16 protein-coding genes and 1 pseudogene are annotated in these 17,759 nt (G+C 63.5%); 6 read left to right on the top strand and 11 right to left on the bottom strand.

The genetic code is table 11. The features are described from left to right. Window positions 1–345 precede the first annotated feature (345 nt). The 3 genes from NLM15_RS01070 to NLM15_RS01060 all read left to right on the top strand — a co-directional run bounded on the left by NLM15_RS01070 (window position 346) and on the right by NLM15_RS01060 (window position 3,309). Window positions 346–999 carry a hypothetical protein gene (locus tag NLM15_RS01070; protein WP_254114804.1) on the top strand — a complete coding sequence of 218 codons (654 nt, stop codon included), beginning with the start codon at window positions 346–348 and terminating at the stop codon, window positions 997–999. A 340-nt stretch (window positions 1,000–1,339) separates the two neighbouring features. Beyond that, entirely contained in the window at window positions 1,340–2,152 is an 813-nt protein-coding gene (locus tag NLM15_RS01065) for a hypothetical protein (protein WP_254114803.1), read from the top strand. A 476-nt stretch (window positions 2,153–2,628) separates the two neighbouring features. After that, window positions 2,629–3,309, top strand: a complete 681-nt coding sequence (locus tag NLM15_RS01060; RefSeq protein WP_254114802.1) for a hypothetical protein — start codon at window positions 2,629–2,631, stop codon at window positions 3,307–3,309. A 930-nt stretch (window positions 3,310–4,239) separates the two neighbouring features. Here the strand turns inward: NLM15_RS01060 and NLM15_RS01055 are convergent. The 4 genes and pseudogenes from NLM15_RS01055 to NLM15_RS01040 all read right to left on the bottom strand — a co-directional run. Beyond that, the gene (locus tag NLM15_RS01055) at window positions 4,240–5,142 is read right to left on the bottom strand and encodes a ParB N-terminal domain-containing protein (RefSeq protein ID WP_254114801.1); all 903 of its coding nucleotides are present in this window, start codon (window positions 5,140–5,142) and stop codon (window positions 4,240–4,242) included. After that, window positions 5,139–6,755: a recombinase family protein gene (locus NLM15_RS01050; RefSeq protein WP_254114800.1), complete on the bottom strand. Its 1,617-nt coding sequence runs from the start codon at window positions 6,753–6,755 to the stop codon at window positions 5,139–5,141. Before NLM15_RS01050 ends, NLM15_RS01055 begins: the two co-directional genes overlap by 4 nt. Before the next feature lie 9 nt (window positions 6,756–6,764). After that, window positions 6,765–6,965, bottom strand: a complete 201-nt coding sequence (locus tag NLM15_RS01045; protein ID WP_254114799.1) for a hypothetical protein — start codon at window positions 6,963–6,965, stop codon at window positions 6,765–6,767. Window positions 6,966–7,012: 47 nt separating this feature from the next. Then, window positions 7,013–7,657 (bottom strand): annotated as a pseudogene (locus tag NLM15_RS01040) (magnesium chelatase domain-containing protein); the annotation flags it as partial. A gap of 225 nt (window positions 7,658–7,882) precedes the next feature. Between NLM15_RS01040 and NLM15_RS01035 the strand changes: the two are divergent. After that, the gene (locus NLM15_RS01035) at window positions 7,883–8,128 is read left to right on the top strand and encodes a PilZ domain-containing protein (protein ID WP_011083489.1); all 246 of its coding nucleotides are present in this window, start codon (window positions 7,883–7,885) and stop codon (window positions 8,126–8,128) included. A 79-nt stretch (window positions 8,129–8,207) separates the two neighbouring features. Beyond that, on the top strand, window positions 8,208–8,981 hold the full coding sequence (locus tag NLM15_RS01030) for a tetratricopeptide repeat protein (RefSeq protein ID WP_254114798.1): 774 nt from the start codon (window positions 8,208–8,210) through the stop codon (window positions 8,979–8,981). A 15-nt stretch (window positions 8,982–8,996) separates the two neighbouring features. Here the strand turns inward: NLM15_RS01030 and NLM15_RS01025 are convergent, their stop codons facing one another. The 7 genes from NLM15_RS01025 to rsmI all read right to left on the bottom strand — a co-directional run bounded on the left by NLM15_RS01025 (window position 8,997) and on the right by rsmI (window position 16,153). After that, window positions 8,997–10,286, bottom strand: coding sequence for an AAA family ATPase (locus NLM15_RS01025; RefSeq protein WP_254114797.1), 1,290 nt, complete (start codon window positions 10,284–10,286; stop codon window positions 8,997–8,999). Then, window positions 10,283–11,017, bottom strand: a complete 735-nt coding sequence (locus NLM15_RS01020) for a CpaD family pilus assembly protein (RefSeq protein WP_254114796.1) — start codon at window positions 11,015–11,017, stop codon at window positions 10,283–10,285. Before NLM15_RS01020 ends, NLM15_RS01025 begins: the two co-directional genes overlap by 4 nt. A 51-nt stretch (window positions 11,018–11,068) precedes the next feature. Continuing rightward, window positions 11,069–12,586: a type II and III secretion system protein family protein gene (locus tag NLM15_RS01015; RefSeq protein ID WP_254114795.1), complete on the bottom strand. Its 1,518-nt coding sequence runs from the start codon at window positions 12,584–12,586 to the stop codon at window positions 11,069–11,071. 13 nt (window positions 12,587–12,599) lie between these two features. Next, complete coding sequence (cpaB, locus tag NLM15_RS01010) at window positions 12,600–13,415, bottom strand: Flp pilus assembly protein CpaB (protein ID WP_254114794.1); 816 nt, start codon at window positions 13,413–13,415, stop codon at window positions 12,600–12,602. A 444-nt stretch (window positions 13,416–13,859) separates the two neighbouring features. Beyond that, on the bottom strand, window positions 13,860–14,804 hold the full coding sequence (gene gshB, locus NLM15_RS01005; RefSeq protein ID WP_254114793.1) for a glutathione synthase: 945 nt from the start codon (window positions 14,802–14,804) through the stop codon (window positions 13,860–13,862). A gap of 10 nt (window positions 14,805–14,814) precedes the next feature. Continuing rightward, window positions 14,815–15,216 (bottom strand): YraN family protein, encoded by a 402-nt coding sequence (locus NLM15_RS01000; protein ID WP_254114792.1) that lies wholly within the window; start codon window positions 15,214–15,216, stop codon window positions 14,815–14,817. Then, window positions 15,203–16,153 (bottom strand): 16S rRNA (cytidine(1402)-2'-O)-methyltransferase, encoded by a 951-nt coding sequence (rsmI, locus tag NLM15_RS00995; protein WP_254114791.1) that lies wholly within the window; start codon window positions 16,151–16,153, stop codon window positions 15,203–15,205. Before rsmI ends, NLM15_RS01000 begins: the two co-directional genes overlap by 14 nt. A 337-nt stretch (window positions 16,154–16,490) precedes the next feature. On the opposite strand from rsmI, the gene NLM15_RS00990 reads away from it, so the two are divergent. Continuing rightward, window positions 16,491–17,744, top strand: a complete 1,254-nt coding sequence (locus tag NLM15_RS00990; protein WP_254114790.1) for a penicillin-binding protein activator — start codon at window positions 16,491–16,493, stop codon at window positions 17,742–17,744. The last annotated feature ends 15 nt before the right edge of the window (window positions 17,745–17,759 follow it).

Below are 17,759 nucleotides of genomic sequence, written 5' to 3'. Positions count from 1 at the left end.
TTCGTTGAGGACGTGCTCAATGATGCGCCCGTGGCCCTCCATGCTCGTCGCCGATTCTTGAGCAGCGCGGGGATGTACTTTGTTATGAAGCGTTGGTCGGTCATTCCAGTCTCACTTGTTCAGCTTCCTTCTTGGATTTCATGGGTCCTCTCTCGAACACCGGACCCTATTTTGGAAAGCCCCGCCATCCCGGCTTCAAAATAGCCGGCTTAAGGGTCAGCCTCTGCCTGACTCATGGCCGCAGTGTCCGTAGTTGTCCGGGGCGTTGTTGCACCAACGTTGTGTTGAGCCAGTCTGCAAGCGTCCGCTACGGTCGGCATGAACACTGATTTGGGGACGACCGCCGTGGACTGGGTGACTTTCGCAATCTATGCCGTGATGTTCTTTGGTGCGTTCGCAGTGCTTGGCGAGGTAGTTGCGCTTGGTGCTGCGATCGGGCTCGGCTACCAAGCCGTTCAGTGGGTGCAGACTGGTAAATGGCCCTCCTATACGCTCGGCTCTCAACTTGATGTCCCCACGGACTTCGCACCGACGCACTGGGTCATCGTGGATCGCCTAATCCACTACGTTCTGTTCGATGTCGAGACCGCCTTCGTCGTGCTGATCTGCGTAGCGCTGATGTCGCCGATTAAAGAGCGACTGGAGCGCGTTCCGTCCCCTGCGAAGCCTCCCGCGAAGTCCTCAGGGGTTCCTGTGGTGCCGCCCAATGCCCCAGCGGGCGCCGCGCCAGCGCCGCGGCCTTCGCCCAAAGCGAGTACGCCGTTGCCGGGTCCTGAGCTTGGAATGCTGGGCCGCCTCGGTGTCTTCCTTGGTTGGCTCTTTACGGCTGTCGCTCTCGTCTGCGCGGCGCCTGCCGTCATGATCTGGATCAACGGTGGTGAGCCTGTCCTTGGATGGGCACTCTTGTTGGCGGCAGGTGCTGTTTGGCTGTTCGGCCGGGGGATCCGTTACGTCTTGGTGGGGCCTGCGGTCGCCCCAGCGCCTGCTGAGCGCTCGTGACCCTGCGTTGCTTCCGCGGGCTCTCTGGGTGCATGCGCTGCTGTTTCCCTCCGCAAGAGCCATTCTCCGACTGATGCTTGGGGCGGCTATCGTGCAGCATGCGAGTGCCATCGCATGACCTTGGTGTCCTGAAGGAGCACAAGCCGCGTGTTCCGACGCGGTGCCTTGTCAGGAATGAGCCTCGCTTCTCGCACCGGACCCTATTTGCAGTACGGGCTCACCCCGGGCCTTCCAAATCCAGGTTTAATGCGGTCCGGCATCCGCACCAGCAAAGGATTCAATCTGTTGGAGAACGTCGCGGTATTCACTAATCTTCAGGTCAACTGTGGGTTGGGAAACTATGGCTTCGCTGCTCAAGCTGCTCGGCTTCTGGCCGCCTCTTGTCTATGGCTTCGCCGTGTTTTCGTTGTTTTGGCTGTTGGATCGCAATGCCGCCCCAAGAGCCCGCAAGGCAATCTCCGCGTGGTTCAGCGGGCGCCAATACAACGAGCGGGACGTTGCTGATGCTGTCTTGTACGTCTTCGATCGGTTCTACACGGCGCCCCTGTTGGGCTGGCAAGCCGTTCTGAGGTCGTTTGCCGTCTCGGCGGTGGTCACTTGCGTCGTTTCATTTCAAATCTTCCCGCCCGCTTTTCTATTTATCCGGCACGCCCCCAGCGTGATAGGCCTAAGCGCGTTTGGCCAAATGCTGCAAAACGCTGTCGCTGACTACCTGTCCCTGTTCCTCATCAGGCGATGGCTTATTCTCGCGGGACCGCGGCCGTTGTTCGCTCTGATTACGGCTCCACTACTCGGCGGGCTTATCGTTGCGTTCTCCTATGCAGTCACGGACGTAGCCCGCTTTTCGCTCCAGACCCAGACGTTCGAATGGCGCTACTTCATTGACGATTTTTACCAATGGAAGCGCTTCATCGCGAACCAGACCTTTCGATGGGCCTTCTTGGCGCCCGCGTTTCTGGTGCATCTCTGGCTCCCTCTCTTTGCGCTTGGCGTGATAGTGGCGAAAGTGCTCAACTCTCTTCGCGCGGCAGGGAAGTTCTCACAGTGGTTCTTTGTTCAAGGGGACGCCCATCCCCTGCGCTCGATCGGCTACATTGCTGGGGCGGCAACCTTCCTTGTTACTGCCGCGGTAATGCTCATGCTGGCCCCCTGATCCGCATCGGGTTCTTACGGTCCTAAATCAGGGCTCCGCGGAACTGGCGCTGTTCGTTCTGAGGGTCCTTCTCGGGCCGTTGTGATGGGCTGAATCCGCCCCTCAGGTGCCCCGGTAGAAGTCCAAGCATCGCAAGCATCCACAATCACCGAATCATCCAATCATGTAAGCATCGCAAAACACGACTAAGTCTTTGATACCAAAATGATTAAAAACAGTCCGGCTCCCTACTCGTACCGGCAACTGTGATACAATGCGGGCGCCAGCCCCCCTGTGATGCGCATTTTGTGTCACGCACCCTCCCCAGTAGCTCCGTTTAAGTCCTTGAAACTATTACATTTTAATCTAGAATTTTCATCGTTGTTGCTTTCGGCTTCTCTGGGGTCCAAACCCAGTCAACCTAAGCTCCCTTGATGAGGAACAGCAAGGGCGGGGGTCCAAACCTCGCCCACCCTCCATTTGAAGGACTGTCGCCAATGGCCCGCATGCCGTCGTTTCTGAAACCGCCGAAGAAAATTGCGAAGCGCCAATTAGAACTGAGGGCGCAACTTTGGCCGGATTTGAACGAAGGGGACCTCTGGTCTCGCCATACGCACGACGGCTTCAGCACCATCCCAAGCACGATGGCGCTCATCATGAGCATCATGGATGACCTCTCCAAGAATAAGCCCGTGTCGTCGACTTATCTGGAGCTTTGGAATCGGAGTTTTGACGAAGGATTTGCGACTTTGGCCAAAGCGCGCGAAATCGCCTTCCATTCGGGGTTTTCGAGCGAGCGCGCCGAACGCACCTGGAAAGACCGCCTCAAGATTCTCCACAATTTGGAGTTCATCAACTTGCAAAGCGGTGCTTCTGGTCCCGCAAGCTATGCGCTGATCCTGAATCCCTACAAGGTGATCCAGAAGCACCATGAGCGCAAAACCCGCGGTATGCGCGAGGACAAGTACAACGCGTTGGTTGCTCGGGCAATTGAGCTGGGCGACATCAGCTTGAGGCCCGCCGACCCTTCGCCTCCTCCGACACCCATGGCGCCTCCTGCTGCGCCGTTCACATTCCCGTTGCCCGCTGGTTCGGCTGTGCCCCCCAGCCCCGCGGCTGTGCCTTCCGCGCCCGTGCCGCCCACGGGGGTGCCAACGTCCGAATCCAGCAAGGTCTGAGCCTCAGCACGGAGCTGCTGAGAGGCCGCGGTTGCGTGAAACGTTGAAGAGGGCACACTGGGAACCCGCACGAGCACAGGGGAAAACGCTGTGAAACGCTGTTTCACGCCACGTGAAACGTTTGCGTTCTGCGAATTGGAATAATAGGATTCTTCCTACTCGGAATGGTCGGGGGAATTCTTGAGGCGGCCGAAGGCTTTAATGAAAGCGATTCGGTGGAATGCCGAGCAGGCATCTCAGCAAACACGTGTGAAACATAAACGATTTTGGGGCATTTCCGATACGACCTGATCGGTCGCTTCGGATTCGTGTTCTCCGCCCTCGACGGTGGAGAAAAAAGGACCCCTGCCGGTGAGAGCAGGGGCCAAGTCTTGGACGAGACGTTAGGAAGACGCGGTCGCGGTGTGGCCTCGGCGTGAGCCGGGCCTCCCGCGGCAGTGCTCCGTAACGAACTCAAGCCGTCCCTTACGGGTACGGAAGTACGACCGGACATAGACCGGCCGCGGCAGCGAACACGAAAGCATTGGCTTTCTCCTGCGGGGTAGGTCCCCGCTGCCCCGAAGCGCACCGGCGCCCCGGCCGTATCAGGGCTCCAAGGGCATCGGGCGGAGAGGCCGCGATTCGTGGTCTGCTGGTCCCAATTTACAGTGATTCCGGCTGCGTCCAGCCATTTTCCCGGATTTATCCCTCGGAATCCCATCATCTGGGGAAAAGTTCTACGGATGTTCTCACGGGGATAATGCCCGGGGTGCTGGTGGACGGGGCCGTTCCACCAAGTAGTTATAAACTGATAATACCGTCGACCGCTCTAAGTCATTGAAATGGCGATCAAAAAAGCAAATAGGAAGCCTTCGACCGCGCTCTCCCGCTGCCACTCGCTACCCAAATGGGCACCCCCAGTGTTTGGGTAGACGGGGAGGCCGACTCTGTTCAGAAATCCTCCTCTTCGGGCGTCAGAGGCGCGTTGAGGTCAATCTCTGGCTCCGGCGCCCACTCTGCTATGAGAGCATCAGGCAGGTCAGGGCTTAGCTTGGCTAAGGCGAGCGCCGTGATGTCGGTGTACTTGAGGAGCCTCGCCCCCAGCTTGGCGTTGCGTATGGCGTCCACCAGCTTCTGTGCTTCTGCCTCGATCCAGTCTTCGTGCTCTTGGCCCTCGGGGCTGCGGCTCGCCACCTGCCTCGCTCTGTTCCAGGAAGACGCTCTGATTTCCTCTGGCGAATAGCCGGCCGTCTCCAGCTTTTTAAGCACGTCGCGCATGTTGTTCACGGTGCCTTTGCCTACACCGGTGTCCTCCATGATGCTCCTGATGCTGTCGTGGGGGTCCTTCTGCCGCACCAGCCGCCAAGCCGCCGCAGTTCGATCATCCCGATTGAACGGGAGCTTGTTCTTGTTATTGGCACGAAGGGCGGCGCGTTCGGCTTCCCTAAGATTCCCAGTGAATACCCGAGCAGGTATAGGTTTGCCCCAGCTCGCCATGTCGTAAGCCGCAAGCCGATGGTGACCGTCCATTACGTAGTAGTCCTGCCCCACGGGAAACACGAGGATGGGCGGCATTTGCTCCCCGCGCTGGATCACCTGCGCCAGTTGCAAGATGTGGTCATCGCTCGGTATCTGATTGCGTCCCTGTACCCTCCACTGGAACACCTTCTCGGCCACCTTGAGGTGCTTGCGGTCGACTTGAACAATCGCGCCCGCTTCCACAGGCAGGGTAGGTGCCCCCGCGGTCGATAGCCTTGCTTCCAAGTCCTCGACGGTTTCTCGGGTGTCGCTCGGCCTCGCCACGTTTCCTCGCGTGAGGGTCCGGCGTGCTCGCTTAGTCTTCTTCCGGCTCATTTGTCTTCTTGCTCTTGGTCTTCAAGCTGATGGGCGTCCCAGTCGAAACGGCGCGTCATGAACAGCGTCTCCTGAGGCTCCTCTGCGTGATGCCATAGGATGTCCAAGCGTCCCTCCTGTGGGCGCATGACCATCTTGCGCACGGCTCCCCGGATCGCCTTGTTGGCCTCCTCGGTGTCCATCGGTTCCTTCGTGAGTGCCGTCTCTACAGCAGCCAATCGCTTCTTGACGTTGGTGCTTGTGAGCGTGTCGAGCCGCTCTGATGCTTTCCTAAGGGCCTCTTGCGTTGCCTCAAGGTCTTGCTCGGCTCTCTGTAACGCGTGTTTAGCAGCCCTGCTCCTGTCGCTGATGGTGAGTTCCAGCAACTCATTCACCCGCTCTTCTCCGGCATCGACTTCAACCTTCAACTGCTCAATCTTGCCCTCAATCTCTCCGGTGTCGTTGCCGCGAGGCGCGGTGTCGAGCGTCAACCTCAGACTATGTTTGAACGCTCTCACCGCCTGAAGGTATGGCACGCTCTCATAGCGGTGTGTGCCTGCCTTCGCATGCGCTGCCGAGCACACGAGATACACATGGTCGCCCTTGTTCACTCGTGTGACGGTGCCGTCGCAGTGCTGGCATCTCATCACGCCGGCGAAGATGGACCGCGCGGCGGCGTGGGCGTTCTTACCGCGTGCTTCGGTGGTGCTCAGCCGCGCATTCACGCGCTCGAACAGTTCCCGCTCGACTGCTGCGGGGAACCTGTGGGCGATTGGCTCCAGTGGAACACGCTGCTTGGTGCGCTTGCCGTCGACCTTCTGCACCCGGTGCGGCACGAATACTCCGATGGCGGCCTTGTTGGTCAGGAGCTTGCGAATGTAGCTGCGGTGCCAATGAGCTGCCTTCCACTTGCCTGCGCCCCAAGTGTCCACCTTGGTGGCATTGAGGTGCGCAGCGATACTGTATTCTCCCATGCCATCGTCAGCCATTTCGAACATCCACCGCAGCAGTGCGGCTCGTTCTTCGATCAGCTCATACGCCGACGCTTCGTCGCTCCATCGTATCCACGCAGGTAGCCTACGGGTGTATGGCTTTGTGAGCTTCTCGTGCCCGGCGAACTTCTGTCGTCTGGCAGCGTGCGCCTTGGCCACACGCACGCCCTTAGTGGCGCTCTCTTCGTTGGCGCGGATGAAGCGAAGCACCATCATGAGGAACAGCACTGGGTCGCTGTCGAGCGCAGCGGCGTTGTACTCCCGGCCCCCATCAGACATGTCGACAACGGTTATCCCCGCCTCAACAATGTCCTCAATGGCACGCACGGCCTTTCGTGCCACCTGCCTACTGATGCGGTCGAGGTTTTCCACGAGAAGCCATGAGCCGGGAGGAATGGTGCCGTCTCGAACGCGCTCAAGAAACACGCCCAATGCGCCTGTCTCTCGGTTTGCGCCGTGGAACCCCGAGACCCCCTTGTCTTCGAATGTCAGTTCATCATCCAACACCACGCCATTGGCTGCAGCCCACGCCTGCGCCGCCTCGGTCTGACGCTGGAGTGAATGGCCTTTGGCCTGCTCAGGTGTGCTGAACCGAACGTAGCTGTACGCCCTCGCGGGCCGCTCGGTGTTGATCGTGTCCATCGGGTGCTCTCAGCGGCTGCTCAGGGCATCGCTGGTGATGGTGGCAAGCACATCATCAACACAGCGGCAGCGGACGGCGAGGTCGTGAGCCAACGCCTCCATACGTTCCCCTCGGGCTTGCTTGCGCTCCCCTGAGGCCTGAACAGCCCAGCTCCACTTGATCAATGCGGTGAGGATGTGGCGACACGCCACTGCCGTAAATTGTTTCATGGTTCCGTCTTCCCTAACGCCGCCCCTCATGGGCATTGGGAAGATCACATGAGCAGATGATGTCCGCCGGCGGCTGCGATCTCCAGCGCGCGCTTGGCGCTTTCCTGGCCCTTGATGTCGCGCAGATCGAGCGGGGAGGTGACCGTCTCGTGCACTTTCGGCGTGGGCCGCGACAGCACCTGCGTGCCCTTGAAATGGTTGGCGATCTGGATCAGCGAAGTTGCGGCAATGATCTGGATGTCCGGGCTCGCCCACGCGGCTTCCGAGCCGCAGGCTGCCGGACAGATCAAGCCTTCCTCGCGCACATTGGCGCCGATCGCGGCGGGCAAGACGCCGGCCACCGGCGCGATCGAGCCGTCGAGACCGAGCTCGCCGAGAACAGTAAAACCGGTCAGCGCATCCGGCGGAATCGCGCCGATCGCAGCCATCAGCCCGAGCGCGATCGGCAGGTCGTAATGGCTGCCCTCCTTCGGCAGGTCGGCGGGCGCGAGATTGACGATGATCCGCCGCGCCGGCAGCGCCAGCCCCGAGGCGATCAGCGCCGACCGGACCCGTTCCCGGGCCTCCGACACCGCCTTGTCCGGCAGGCCGACGATGGCAAAGGCCGGCAGCCCCGGCGCGACCTGCACCTGCACGTCGACCGCGCGGGCCTCGATCCCCTCAAAGGCGACGGTAGAAACCCGCTGAACCATGCCCGAACCAGCCTGCCCTCTTGTGCAATTAGGGGTAGCAGAGCGCGGCCTTTTCTGCAAGAACAATACGGGAACGATTCAAGGGCCCGGAAATCCCTAACCAGTCGTAAACATCACGCAGACACTACGCCTCGAATGCGAGCGGCTCTCATCAGCACATCCCAACGAATGTTCGCTACTCCTAGGGTGCGGGATGGGCCGTGGTCTAACGGGTGAACAATTCAAATGCTTGCAAATCGCCGGAGAAGCGAACGTCGGGTGTGCAGCCGGCTCGCCAAGATTCACTTTGGCGCGGGATCGCTGCCGCGGGACTGCACGATCACGGATATCTCGGATGGCGGCGTGAAAGTCGTGGCGGAGTTTCTGGAAGTGCCGCCGCAATTCACGATCATCTTCGCGCCCGATTATTCCCGCCAATGCCGCCTGCGCTGGCGCATCGGCTGCGAATTCGGCGCCGAGTTCACCGACTAAGGCCGTCGCGGCCGCGTCCTTAACGGGACTTTAGCGTTAATCGGTAAGCATCTCTGATCAATCGCCGAGTGATCAGAGTATGCCCAAGCGTTCGTCCCTTGCCTCTCCCCCGGCGAGATATCTGTTCTCCGCGCTTCTGGTGCTCGCCCTCGGCGGCTGCCAGACCACGAGTCTGGAGGACGTCACCGGCGCCCTGGGCGGCAAGCCGGAAACTGCCGCCACGGCCGACCCCAAGCCGGACATGGACGCCCTTCGCGAGCGCTATCGCGCCAAGCCGAGCGATCCCAACGTTGCCCTCGAATACGGCAAGGCGCTGCGCGAGACCGGCCAGCGCGCCCAGGCCGTCGCGGTGATGGAGCAGGCCGTGCTCAATCATCCCAGCAACAAGGCGCTGCTCGCCGGCTATGGCCGCGCGCTCGCCGACAGCGGCAATTTCCAGCAGGCTTTCGATGTGCTCAGCCGCGCGCATACGCCTGAGGATCCGGACTGGCGCATCCTGTCGGCGCAGGGCGCGGCGCTCGACCAGCTCGGCCGCAACGAAGAGGCGCAGCAATATTATGCGACCGCGCTGAAAATCGTGCCCGAGGAGCCGCAGGTTTTGTCCAATCTCGGCCTGTCCTACATGCTCCAGAACAATCTGCCGCGGGCCGAGGAAACGCTGCGCCGCGCCAATGCGCGAAATCCCGCCGATGCCCGCGTGCGCGCCAATCTCGCGCTCGTCGTAGGATTGCAAGGCAAGCAGGCCGAGGCCGAGACCATCGTGAAAGGTGACCTGCCGCCGGATCAGGCCGCGGCGAAGGTCACGGCGCTGCGGCAGTTGCTGGCGAAGAAGCAGCAACGGGCGGACAGATAGTCCGCCCTGTATTTTCTAAGACGCCTTGCGATGCGGGGCCGACCCGCGGCTTGACCTGCCCTTGAGCTTCCTGAGCAGCGGTCCGAGCAGCGAGCGCTTCGGCTTCTTCACCTCGCCGCGACCGGCGAGGCGGTTCGCCATGTTCTGGAACAGCAGCGTGGTGCGGTGGCTCTTGGAGACCTCCGCGATCATCTGGCCGTTATTGGCCGCGGTCGAGAACAGTTTCGAATCGAACGGGATCACGGCGATCGGCTGGCTCTCCATGGTCTTGGCGAATGCCTTGACCTCGATCTCCGCCCGCTTGTGCATGCCGACCTGGTTGATGCAGTACAGCGGGGGCCGGTCGTTCGGTCGTGCCGCCTTGAGCACGCTGAGCATGTTCTTGGTGTTGCGCAAATTGGCCAGATCGGGCTCGGCCACGATCACGATGTCGTCGGCGTTCACGAGCGCGCGGCGCGTCCAGCCCGACCATTGGTGGGGAACGTCGAGCACGATGCAGGGCGTGGACATGCGCAGCGTGTCGAAGATCGCGTCGAAAGCTTCGGCGCCGAAATCGTAGACGCGGTCAAGGGTGGCAGGCGCGGCGAGGAGGCTGAGGCGCTCGGTGCACTTGGCGAGCAGGCGCTCCATCAGCGCCGTGTCAGGCCGGTCTTGCGACAGCACCGCGTTGGCGATGCCCTGTGCCGGATCCTGGTTGTAGTCGAGGCCCGCGGTGCCGAAGGCAAGGTCGAGATCGATCACGACGGAATCGAGCGCGAGGTCGCGCGCGATGGTCCAGGCCACGTTATGTGCGACCGTGGACGCGCCGACGCCGCCCTTGGCGCCGACCACCGCGATGACGCGGCCGGTGATGATGGCTTCCGACGCCGAGAACAGGCTGCAGATCGAGCGCACCACGTCGAGGGTCTCGACCGGTCCCATCACGTAGTCGTTGACGCCGCGGCGCACCAGCTCGCGATAGGGCGCGGTGTCGTTGGGGTTGCCGATCACGACCACGCGGGTGCCGGGATCGCAGACGCCGGCGAGATCGTCGAGGCCTTCGAGGATATCGCGTGTGCCGTCGGATTCGATCACGATGACGTTCGGCGTCGGCATCGTCTCATAGACTTCGATCGCCGCGGCAAGGCCGCCGCCCTTGGCGGTGAGATGTGCCTTGGCGAGGCGGCGGTCTTCGCCGGCCGCCATCATGGCGTTGAGCGTCTGCTCGGTCTCGCAGAAGGCTTGCACCGAGATGCGAGGAACCGGTGCAATATGTTCCTCGGGGTGCCGCGGATCGTCCGCTTCTTCGTCGTGGATGCCTGTCATCTGCCGGTGTCGCTGAGTTTGGCCTTGTCGGCCTCGGGATAGGGGGTCGCGGTCGTCGAGCCCTTGCGGTAGCGCTCGAAGGCGATGTCGCGACGTGCGGTATAGACCGGCGTCTCGGCGCGCGGCTGCTCGAGGTCGGCCGGGTTGTCGATCATTGCCGCGAGGTTGCGCTGAGTGGCGCAGCCCAGATTGAAGTACGGCCTGTTCTCGTTGTAGCCGGGGTCGAGGATGGACGGGCCGACGTCTTCCGGCCAGAGCCCGCAGGGGCCGGCGACCGCGGCGATCCTGGAATAGCTCAGGCGGATGGTCGGCAGCAGGCCGGGATCCTCGGGGCGATAGGGATGCTGGACGATGGCGCGCGACGGCACGCCGCCGGATGCGAGCACCGAACGGATTTCACGATAGGTCGCCGCCGCGGCGCGCGAATTCGCACTGTCGATCGGCACGTCGACGACGACGGAACCGGTGCCTTCGCTCACCCAGTCCCGGGCGATGCCCGCGACGTCCGCGTGCTGCGCGGCGGAGAGGCCGCCTCTGGCCTTGCCGACGAAGATCACGATCGACTTCTTGGCTTCCTGCACCGCGATCGGGTGGCGCTGGCGATAGTCGGTCGGCACCGTCTGGGTGACGATCTCACCGGTGGTGTTGCAGGCGCCGAGCATGACGGAGAGCCCCGTCAGCGCGAGCGCGATCCGTAGGTTGCGACGTCGATCGGCGATCGTCTTCGTCATCGCTTTGTCCCCTCTTGCCCCGTTTCTTGCCCGGTCCCCAAACCGTTCGTCTCAGTCGATGATGAAGCCGAAATCGCCGCGATTGCCGTCGATCGGATCGACGCGGCGCGCGATGCCATAGAGGCGGTTCATGCGGCCGAGCAGCGCCGTCTGGGCGTCCGACGCCGGCGCGAAGCCGTCGTCGGGCCGCGACAATTCCTTCTGGGCGACCGCGCGCACCACATAGGGCGTCACGATCACCATCAGCTCGGTCTCGTTGTTGACGAAGTCCTGGCTGCGGAACAGCGCGCCGATGATCGGCACCTGGTCGACGCCGGGCAGGCCGTTGATCGCCTGCTTGGTCTGCTGCTGGATCAGGCCGGCCATCGCCATTGAGCCGCCGGAGGGAATCTCCAGCGTGGTTTCGGCGCGGCGGGTCTGGATCGACGGGATGGTGATCGAGCTGGTCGAGGTCGAGGACACCGCCTGGGTCACGGAGATGGCGTTCTGGTTCGACAGCTCCGAAACCTCGGTCATCACCCGCAGGCTGATGCGGCCTTCGCTGAGCACGACCGGGGTGAAGTTCAGGGAGATGCCGAACTTCTTGTAGGTGATCTGGGTGGTACAGACGTGGGTGACCGGATCGCAGGAATAGCCTGCGGGGATCGGAAATTCGCCACCGGCGATGAAGGTCGCCGATTCACCCGAGATCGCCGTCAGGCTCGGTTCGGCGAGGGTTCGCATCACACCGGCGCTTTCCATCGCGCGCATCGTGGCGTTGACGGTGGCCACGCCCTTGGCGAGGCCGCTGACCCCAAGCCCGTTGCTGCTGACGAGCGGTCCGCCGCTGACCGAGAACGGGTTGGAATTGTTGAAGTTCACGACCGCGGTGCCGGCATTCAGGCTGGCGCTGAGGTCGACACCCAGCTGCTTGACGATGTCGCGGCGGACTTCGCCGACGACGACCTTGAGCATCACCTGGTCGCGGCCGCGCACGACGATGTTGTTGACGACCTTGTCGGAGCCGCCGACCAGCTTCGCGGCGACGTCGCCGGCCTGCTGGGCCTCGATCGGGCTCGACACCGAGCCGGTCAGCATCACGCTTTCGCCGACGCCTTCGATCTGAACGCCCGGCAGCGACTGGCGCAGCGCCGTACGCATGCCGTTGAGGTCGCGCTTCACCGCGATGTCGTAGGAGGCGACCTGCTGGCCGTCGGCGGTGAAGAACACGACATTGGTCTGGCCGACCTGGCCGCCGATGATATAGGCGCGCTGCGACGAGCGGATCACCGCATTGGCGATCTTGGGATCGGCCACCAGCACGTCCTTGACCTCGCGCGGCAGGTCGATGACGACCGATTTGCCGACGCCGAGCGACAGCGAGCGCGTTCGCGCCGGAGCGACGGTCGCAACCGGCGACACGCCGAGATCTGGTGCCTGCATTGGCGCCTGGTCTCCGACCGGCGCATCCGCGGCGCTGACCCAGCCAGGAGCTGCGACCAGCCCCAGCATCAGCACCGCCCCCGTCCAGAACGAGCGTGCGCGCTTCCCCCGAATGCGCATGCCCGTCCGATCATCCCCGTAGTTCATGGTATCCCCATCATCACTTCTGTGACGTCAGTTGCCGTGCCTGCACCCCGTAACGGATTACGTTCACGCCGCCCGGACGCTTGGTCGCCTGGTCGTCGGGCGTGCCGTCGACGGCGTTGGCATCGGCGATGCTGCGCAGCGCGAGCGTCAGCGTGCCGCCCTGGCGCGAGGCCGAAAGCGTTGCGACCTGCTCCGGCTTGAGCTCGAGCGTGACGGTCTTGCCGAGCACGGCGTTCTGGCCGTCTTTCTCTTTCGGCGCCTGGTCGATCGCGAGCACACGGATGTTGCTCAGGATGACCTCGGACAGGATCAGGTCGTTGCCGCCGGTCGCGCCGTTGGCGCCGTCGGGATTCTTCAGGCGCCGCGTCAGGACGATGTCGACGCGGTCGTTCGGCAGGATGAAGCCGCCGGCGCCGGTCTCGGCTGAAATCTCGGTGGAGACGGCCCGCATGCCGGAGGGCAGGATCGCGGCCATGAAGCCCGAGCCCTCGGCCCTCACCAGCTTCTGCTCGCGGATCGGCTCGCCCTGCATCAACGGCACGCGCGCGATCGAGCCTGCGATCTGGGTCTGGGCTTCGGGCCTGCTGTCGCGGCGGATGAAGGCGTTGCTCGCGGTCGCCGCCGGCCAGGACTGCCATTGCAGATCCTCGGGCTTGACGGCCTGGCCGAGCTGGATGTCGTTCTTCGCGATCAGGACCTCGACCGTCGGCAGCTTTTCGGCGACGGGAAGGGCGGGCGCGGGCTTGTTGTCGAAGCCGCTCGCCAGATACGCAGCGACGCCGCCGGCGCCCAGCGCGATGACGAGAACGACAATGCGTGCGGTGTTCATACGCTTCTACTCTTACGCAGGGCACTCGAACCGCACGTGGCGGGTTCCCCGGCGTCGATGAGTAGGGAGTAAAAGTATAAGGGGTGTTGCGAGGCCGAGTGTGATGGCCCGTGACGATGCGCGTTCTGGGCAGATGGTGAACGTCGCGTTATCCGGTCGGCCAATGACCCCGTAGAATCACGCGTGGTCGCTCGTTCGTTCGAATGACGCGCGCGGCGTCATGGTGAATGGGTGGTTAGTGATGCGCGATCGCGGTGAGACGGAAACAAAGCAACACATAACCGATGTCGTCCCTGCGAACGCAGGGACCCATAACCCCAGGGAGAAATTTGGCGAAGACCCGTTGTTCGGTACTCCGACCGTTCGCAATCGATGGATTCCGCGGTATGGGTCCCCGCGTTCGCGGGGACGACGTTGGAGAGACAGCGTGCGTAACGACAGCTGCTACTTCTTCCGCTTCTGCTCGATCACGTCCCAGAGCTTCGCCGCAACGTCAGGGCCGCCGAGCCGCGCGATGGCGCGGATGCCCGTCGGCGAGGTCACGTTGATCTCGGTGAGGTTGCCGTTGATGACGTCGATGCCGACGAACAGCAGGCCACGCTCGCGCAGCGCCGGTCCGACGGTCGCGCAGATCTCGCGCTCGCGTGGCGTGAGCTCGGTCTCCTGCGCGGCGCCGCCGCGGACCATGTTGGAACGGAGGTCGTCGGCGGCCGGCACGCGGTTCACCGCGCCGGCGAATTCGCCGTTGACGAGGATGATGCGCTTGTCGCCGTGCTTCACCTCGGGGATGAACTGCTGGATCACCCACGGCTCCTTGAAGGTCACCGAGAACATGTCGAACAGCGAGCCGAAATTCATGTCCTGCGGCATCACGCGGAACACCGCTGCGCCGCCATGACCGTGCAGCGGCTTCATGACGACGGCGCCATGCTTGTCGCGAAAGGCGTTGATCTCATCGAGGTCGCGCGAGATCAGGGTCGGGGGCATCAGCTGCGGAAAGTTCATCACGAACAGTTTTTCCGGCGCGTTGCGCACCGAGGCGGGATCGTTGACGACGAGCGTCTTCGGATGGATGCGCTCCAGGAAGTGCGTCGAGGTGATGTAGGCGAGGTCGAATGGCGGATCCTGGCGGAGCAGCACCACGTCGAAGCCGTTGAGCGCTTCGCGTTTGGGCTCGCCCAGGGTGAAGTGATTGCCGGGCTCGTCGCGCACGGTCAGGAGCTGGACCGGTGCGACGATCTCCTCGCCGACCATCGAGAGCTTGTCGGGCGTGTAATAGGACAGGCCGTGGCCGCGCTTCTGCGCCTCCAGGAGCAGCGCGAAGGTGGAATCGCCCTTGATGTTGATGCGGGCGATGGGGTCCATCTGGACGGCGACGTTCAGTTTCATGGTCTGCCTTTCAGGTCGAGGCGTCGAATGCCGCCAACACATGGCGCGGAAGTCGCTTCGGCGCAATCAGCATGGCGTCGAATCGCAGTTCGAATTCGGCATGCTCGGGATGCGCAACGAGCCAGCCTTGCGCAGCGTCGATGATGCGCTGCTGCTGGCGCGGCGTCACGGCGAAGGCGGCATCATCCAGCGTCGCGCGGGCCTTGACCTCGACGAAGGCGATCAGATTGCGGCGGCGCGCCACGATATCGATCTCGCCATGCGGGGTGCGGTAGCGCTTTGCGAGGATGCGGTAGCCTTTTGCCATCAGATAGGCGGCGGCGCGGCTCTCGGCCGAAATGCCGGTGTGGAACGCGGCGATGCGTTCGGGCGAGGCGACTTTCGGTTCCGCCGGGCCGTCAGTCTTCGCCATTGCCGCCCCGCAGGTCCTTTGCGAGCTCGAGCGCGCGGGCATAGACCTCGCGGCGCGGCCGGCCCGAGAGTGCGACCGCATGCACGACGGCATCCTTGACGCTGTGCGCGGCGAGCTGCTCGCGCAGGAGACCGTCGAGCGCAGCCGGCGTCAGCACCTCGGCGTCCGCCGCGGGCGGCGCGATCACCAGCACGAATTCGCCGCGCGTCTCCAGCGTGGCAGCGTCGCGCGCCAGCTCATGCAGCGGCGCGCGCGAAATCTCCTCGTGCAGTTTCGTCAATTCGCGGCAGATCGCAGCCTCGCGCGTCCCCATGATCTCGGCGAGCTCGGCCAGCGTATCCTGCACGCGGTTGCCGGAGTCGAACATCACCAGCGTCGCGTCGATGCGGGCGAGCTCGGTGAGACGCGACCTGCGCGCAGCGGATTTAGCCGGCAGAAAGCCCTCGAAAAAGAAGCGGTCGGTCGGCAATGCGGCGACCGACAGTGCCGCCAGCACCGAGGACGGGCCGGGCAGCGCGTAGACCGCATGGCCCGCGGCGCAGACCTCGCGCACCAGCTTGAAGCCGGGGTCGGAGATCAGCGGCGTGCCGGCATCCGACACCAGCGCGACCGAGCCGCCTGCCGCAAGCGCCTCCAGGATTTTTGGACGCGCCGCTTCCGCGTTGTGCTCGTGATATTGTTTGAGCTGCGCCGCGATGGCGTAGCGCTCGGTCAGGCGCCGTGTGATGCGGGTGTCCTCGCAGGCGATGATGTCGACGCCGGCGAGCGTCTGAAGCGCGCGCAGCGTGATGTCGCCGAGATTGCCGATGGGGGTCGCGACCAGATAGAGCCCCGGCGCCGCCTTCGGCGCCGTCAGCCGATGGGCGTCGATGGAGAAACCGCGCGAGGCGGGATCCGTAGTTTCAGGTGTATTTATCGGGGTCGGCTTTGCGCGCATAATGAGACGAACTTAGGCATGATCCCCGGGGCTGGGAACCGGTCCTGCGAAAAAGATCGCGCCTGGGTGAGGGGCGTGGAGGACTGGAATGTGATCCATCCGGCATCACATTGCAGAGGGAATGAAGAGTCAGCGCCAAATTCGCGGCGGAAACGCCGCCTTGATGCTGGGTGACGGACGGTGGACAGCTAGCCGGACTTGAGGGGCGGTCGCGTTAAGCGGGCATTATCCTTTTGTTTTAGTTAACTATTTGCCGACAATATGCCTGAATCCGCGGGTTCTGTTGCGGAAAAATTGTGTGACCTGCTGAAGACGGCCGGTCAGAAGAAGAGCTGACATGCTGGGCCCGCGCAATTCCCCGTCTCCCTCACAAGAGGAGTCTCCCGTTCACGGGCCCCTGATATCAGGGGCGACCCGGCGAAGCGCGCTCGGCCTGTTGCTCGGTGCGCCCTTGCTGTCGGCCTGCGCCGGCGTGCAGCAGAGCCTCAGCCAGTTTTCCAACCCGTTCAGCAGTTCCTCACCGCCACCGGCTCAGCCGGCGGGCCCGCCGCAACAGGCCACGACCGCCGGCAGCGGCGGGGTGAAGGTTGCCGTGATCCTGCCGCTCTCGGCGGCCGGCAATGCCGGCCTCGCCGCGCAGTCGATGCGCAACGCCGCCGAGATGGCGCTGGCCGAGTTCCAGAATCCCAACATCCAGCTCCTGATCAAGGACGACAACGGCAGCCCGCAAGGTGCGCAACAGGGCGCGCAGCAGGCGGTCGACGAAGGTGCCGAGATCATCCTGGGGCCGCTGTTCGCGCAATCGGTGCCGGCGGTGGCGCAGGTCGCCCGCACGCGCGGCATCTCGGTGATCGCGTTCTCGACCGATTCCAGCATTGCCGGCCGCGGCGTCTATCTGCTGAGCTTCCTGCCGGAATCCGACGTCAACCGCATCGTCGAATATTCCGCCAGCATCGGAAAGCGCTCCGTCGCCGTGCTCGTGCCCGACAATGCCTATGGCAATGTGGTCGAGGCCGCGGTGAAGGCGGCGGTGCCGCGCCGCGGCGGCCGCATCGTCGCGTTCGAGAAATACGGTGCCGATCGCGCCACGCCGGCGCGGACCGTGGCGCAGCAGCTCGGCAGCGCGGATGCGCTGTTCATTGCCGATGACGGCGATGCCGTGGTTGCGGTCGCCGATGCGATGACTGCGGCGGGCGCAAATTTGCGCAACATCCAGCTGCTGGGCACCGGCCTGTGGGACAGTCCGCGCGTCTATGCGAGCCAGAACCTGCAAGGCGGTCTCTACGCCGCGCCGGACCCGGCCGGCTTCCGCGCCTTCTCCGGCCGCTACCGCACCAAATACGGCGCAGAGCCGATCCGCACCGCGACGCTGGCCTATGACGCGGTCGCGCTCGTTGCGGCGCTCGCGCGCACGCAGGGCACCACGCGCTTTTCGCCCGACGTGCTTACCAATCCTTCGGGCTTTGCCGGCATCGACGGCCTGTTCCGCTTCCGCGCGGACGGCACCAACGAGCGCGGGCTCGCGGTGATGAAGGTGACGACCGGCGGCGGTGTTGCGGTCGCGGGCTCGCCGAAGAGTTTTGGGGCTTAACACGCTGCCGTAGGG

Origin of the sequence: Bradyrhizobium sp. CCGB20 (assembly GCF_024199855.1) — a bacterium.
GTDB lineage: Bacteria > Pseudomonadota > Alphaproteobacteria > Rhizobiales > Xanthobacteraceae > Bradyrhizobium.
This window is presented reverse-complemented; position numbering and strand designations above follow the sequence as displayed.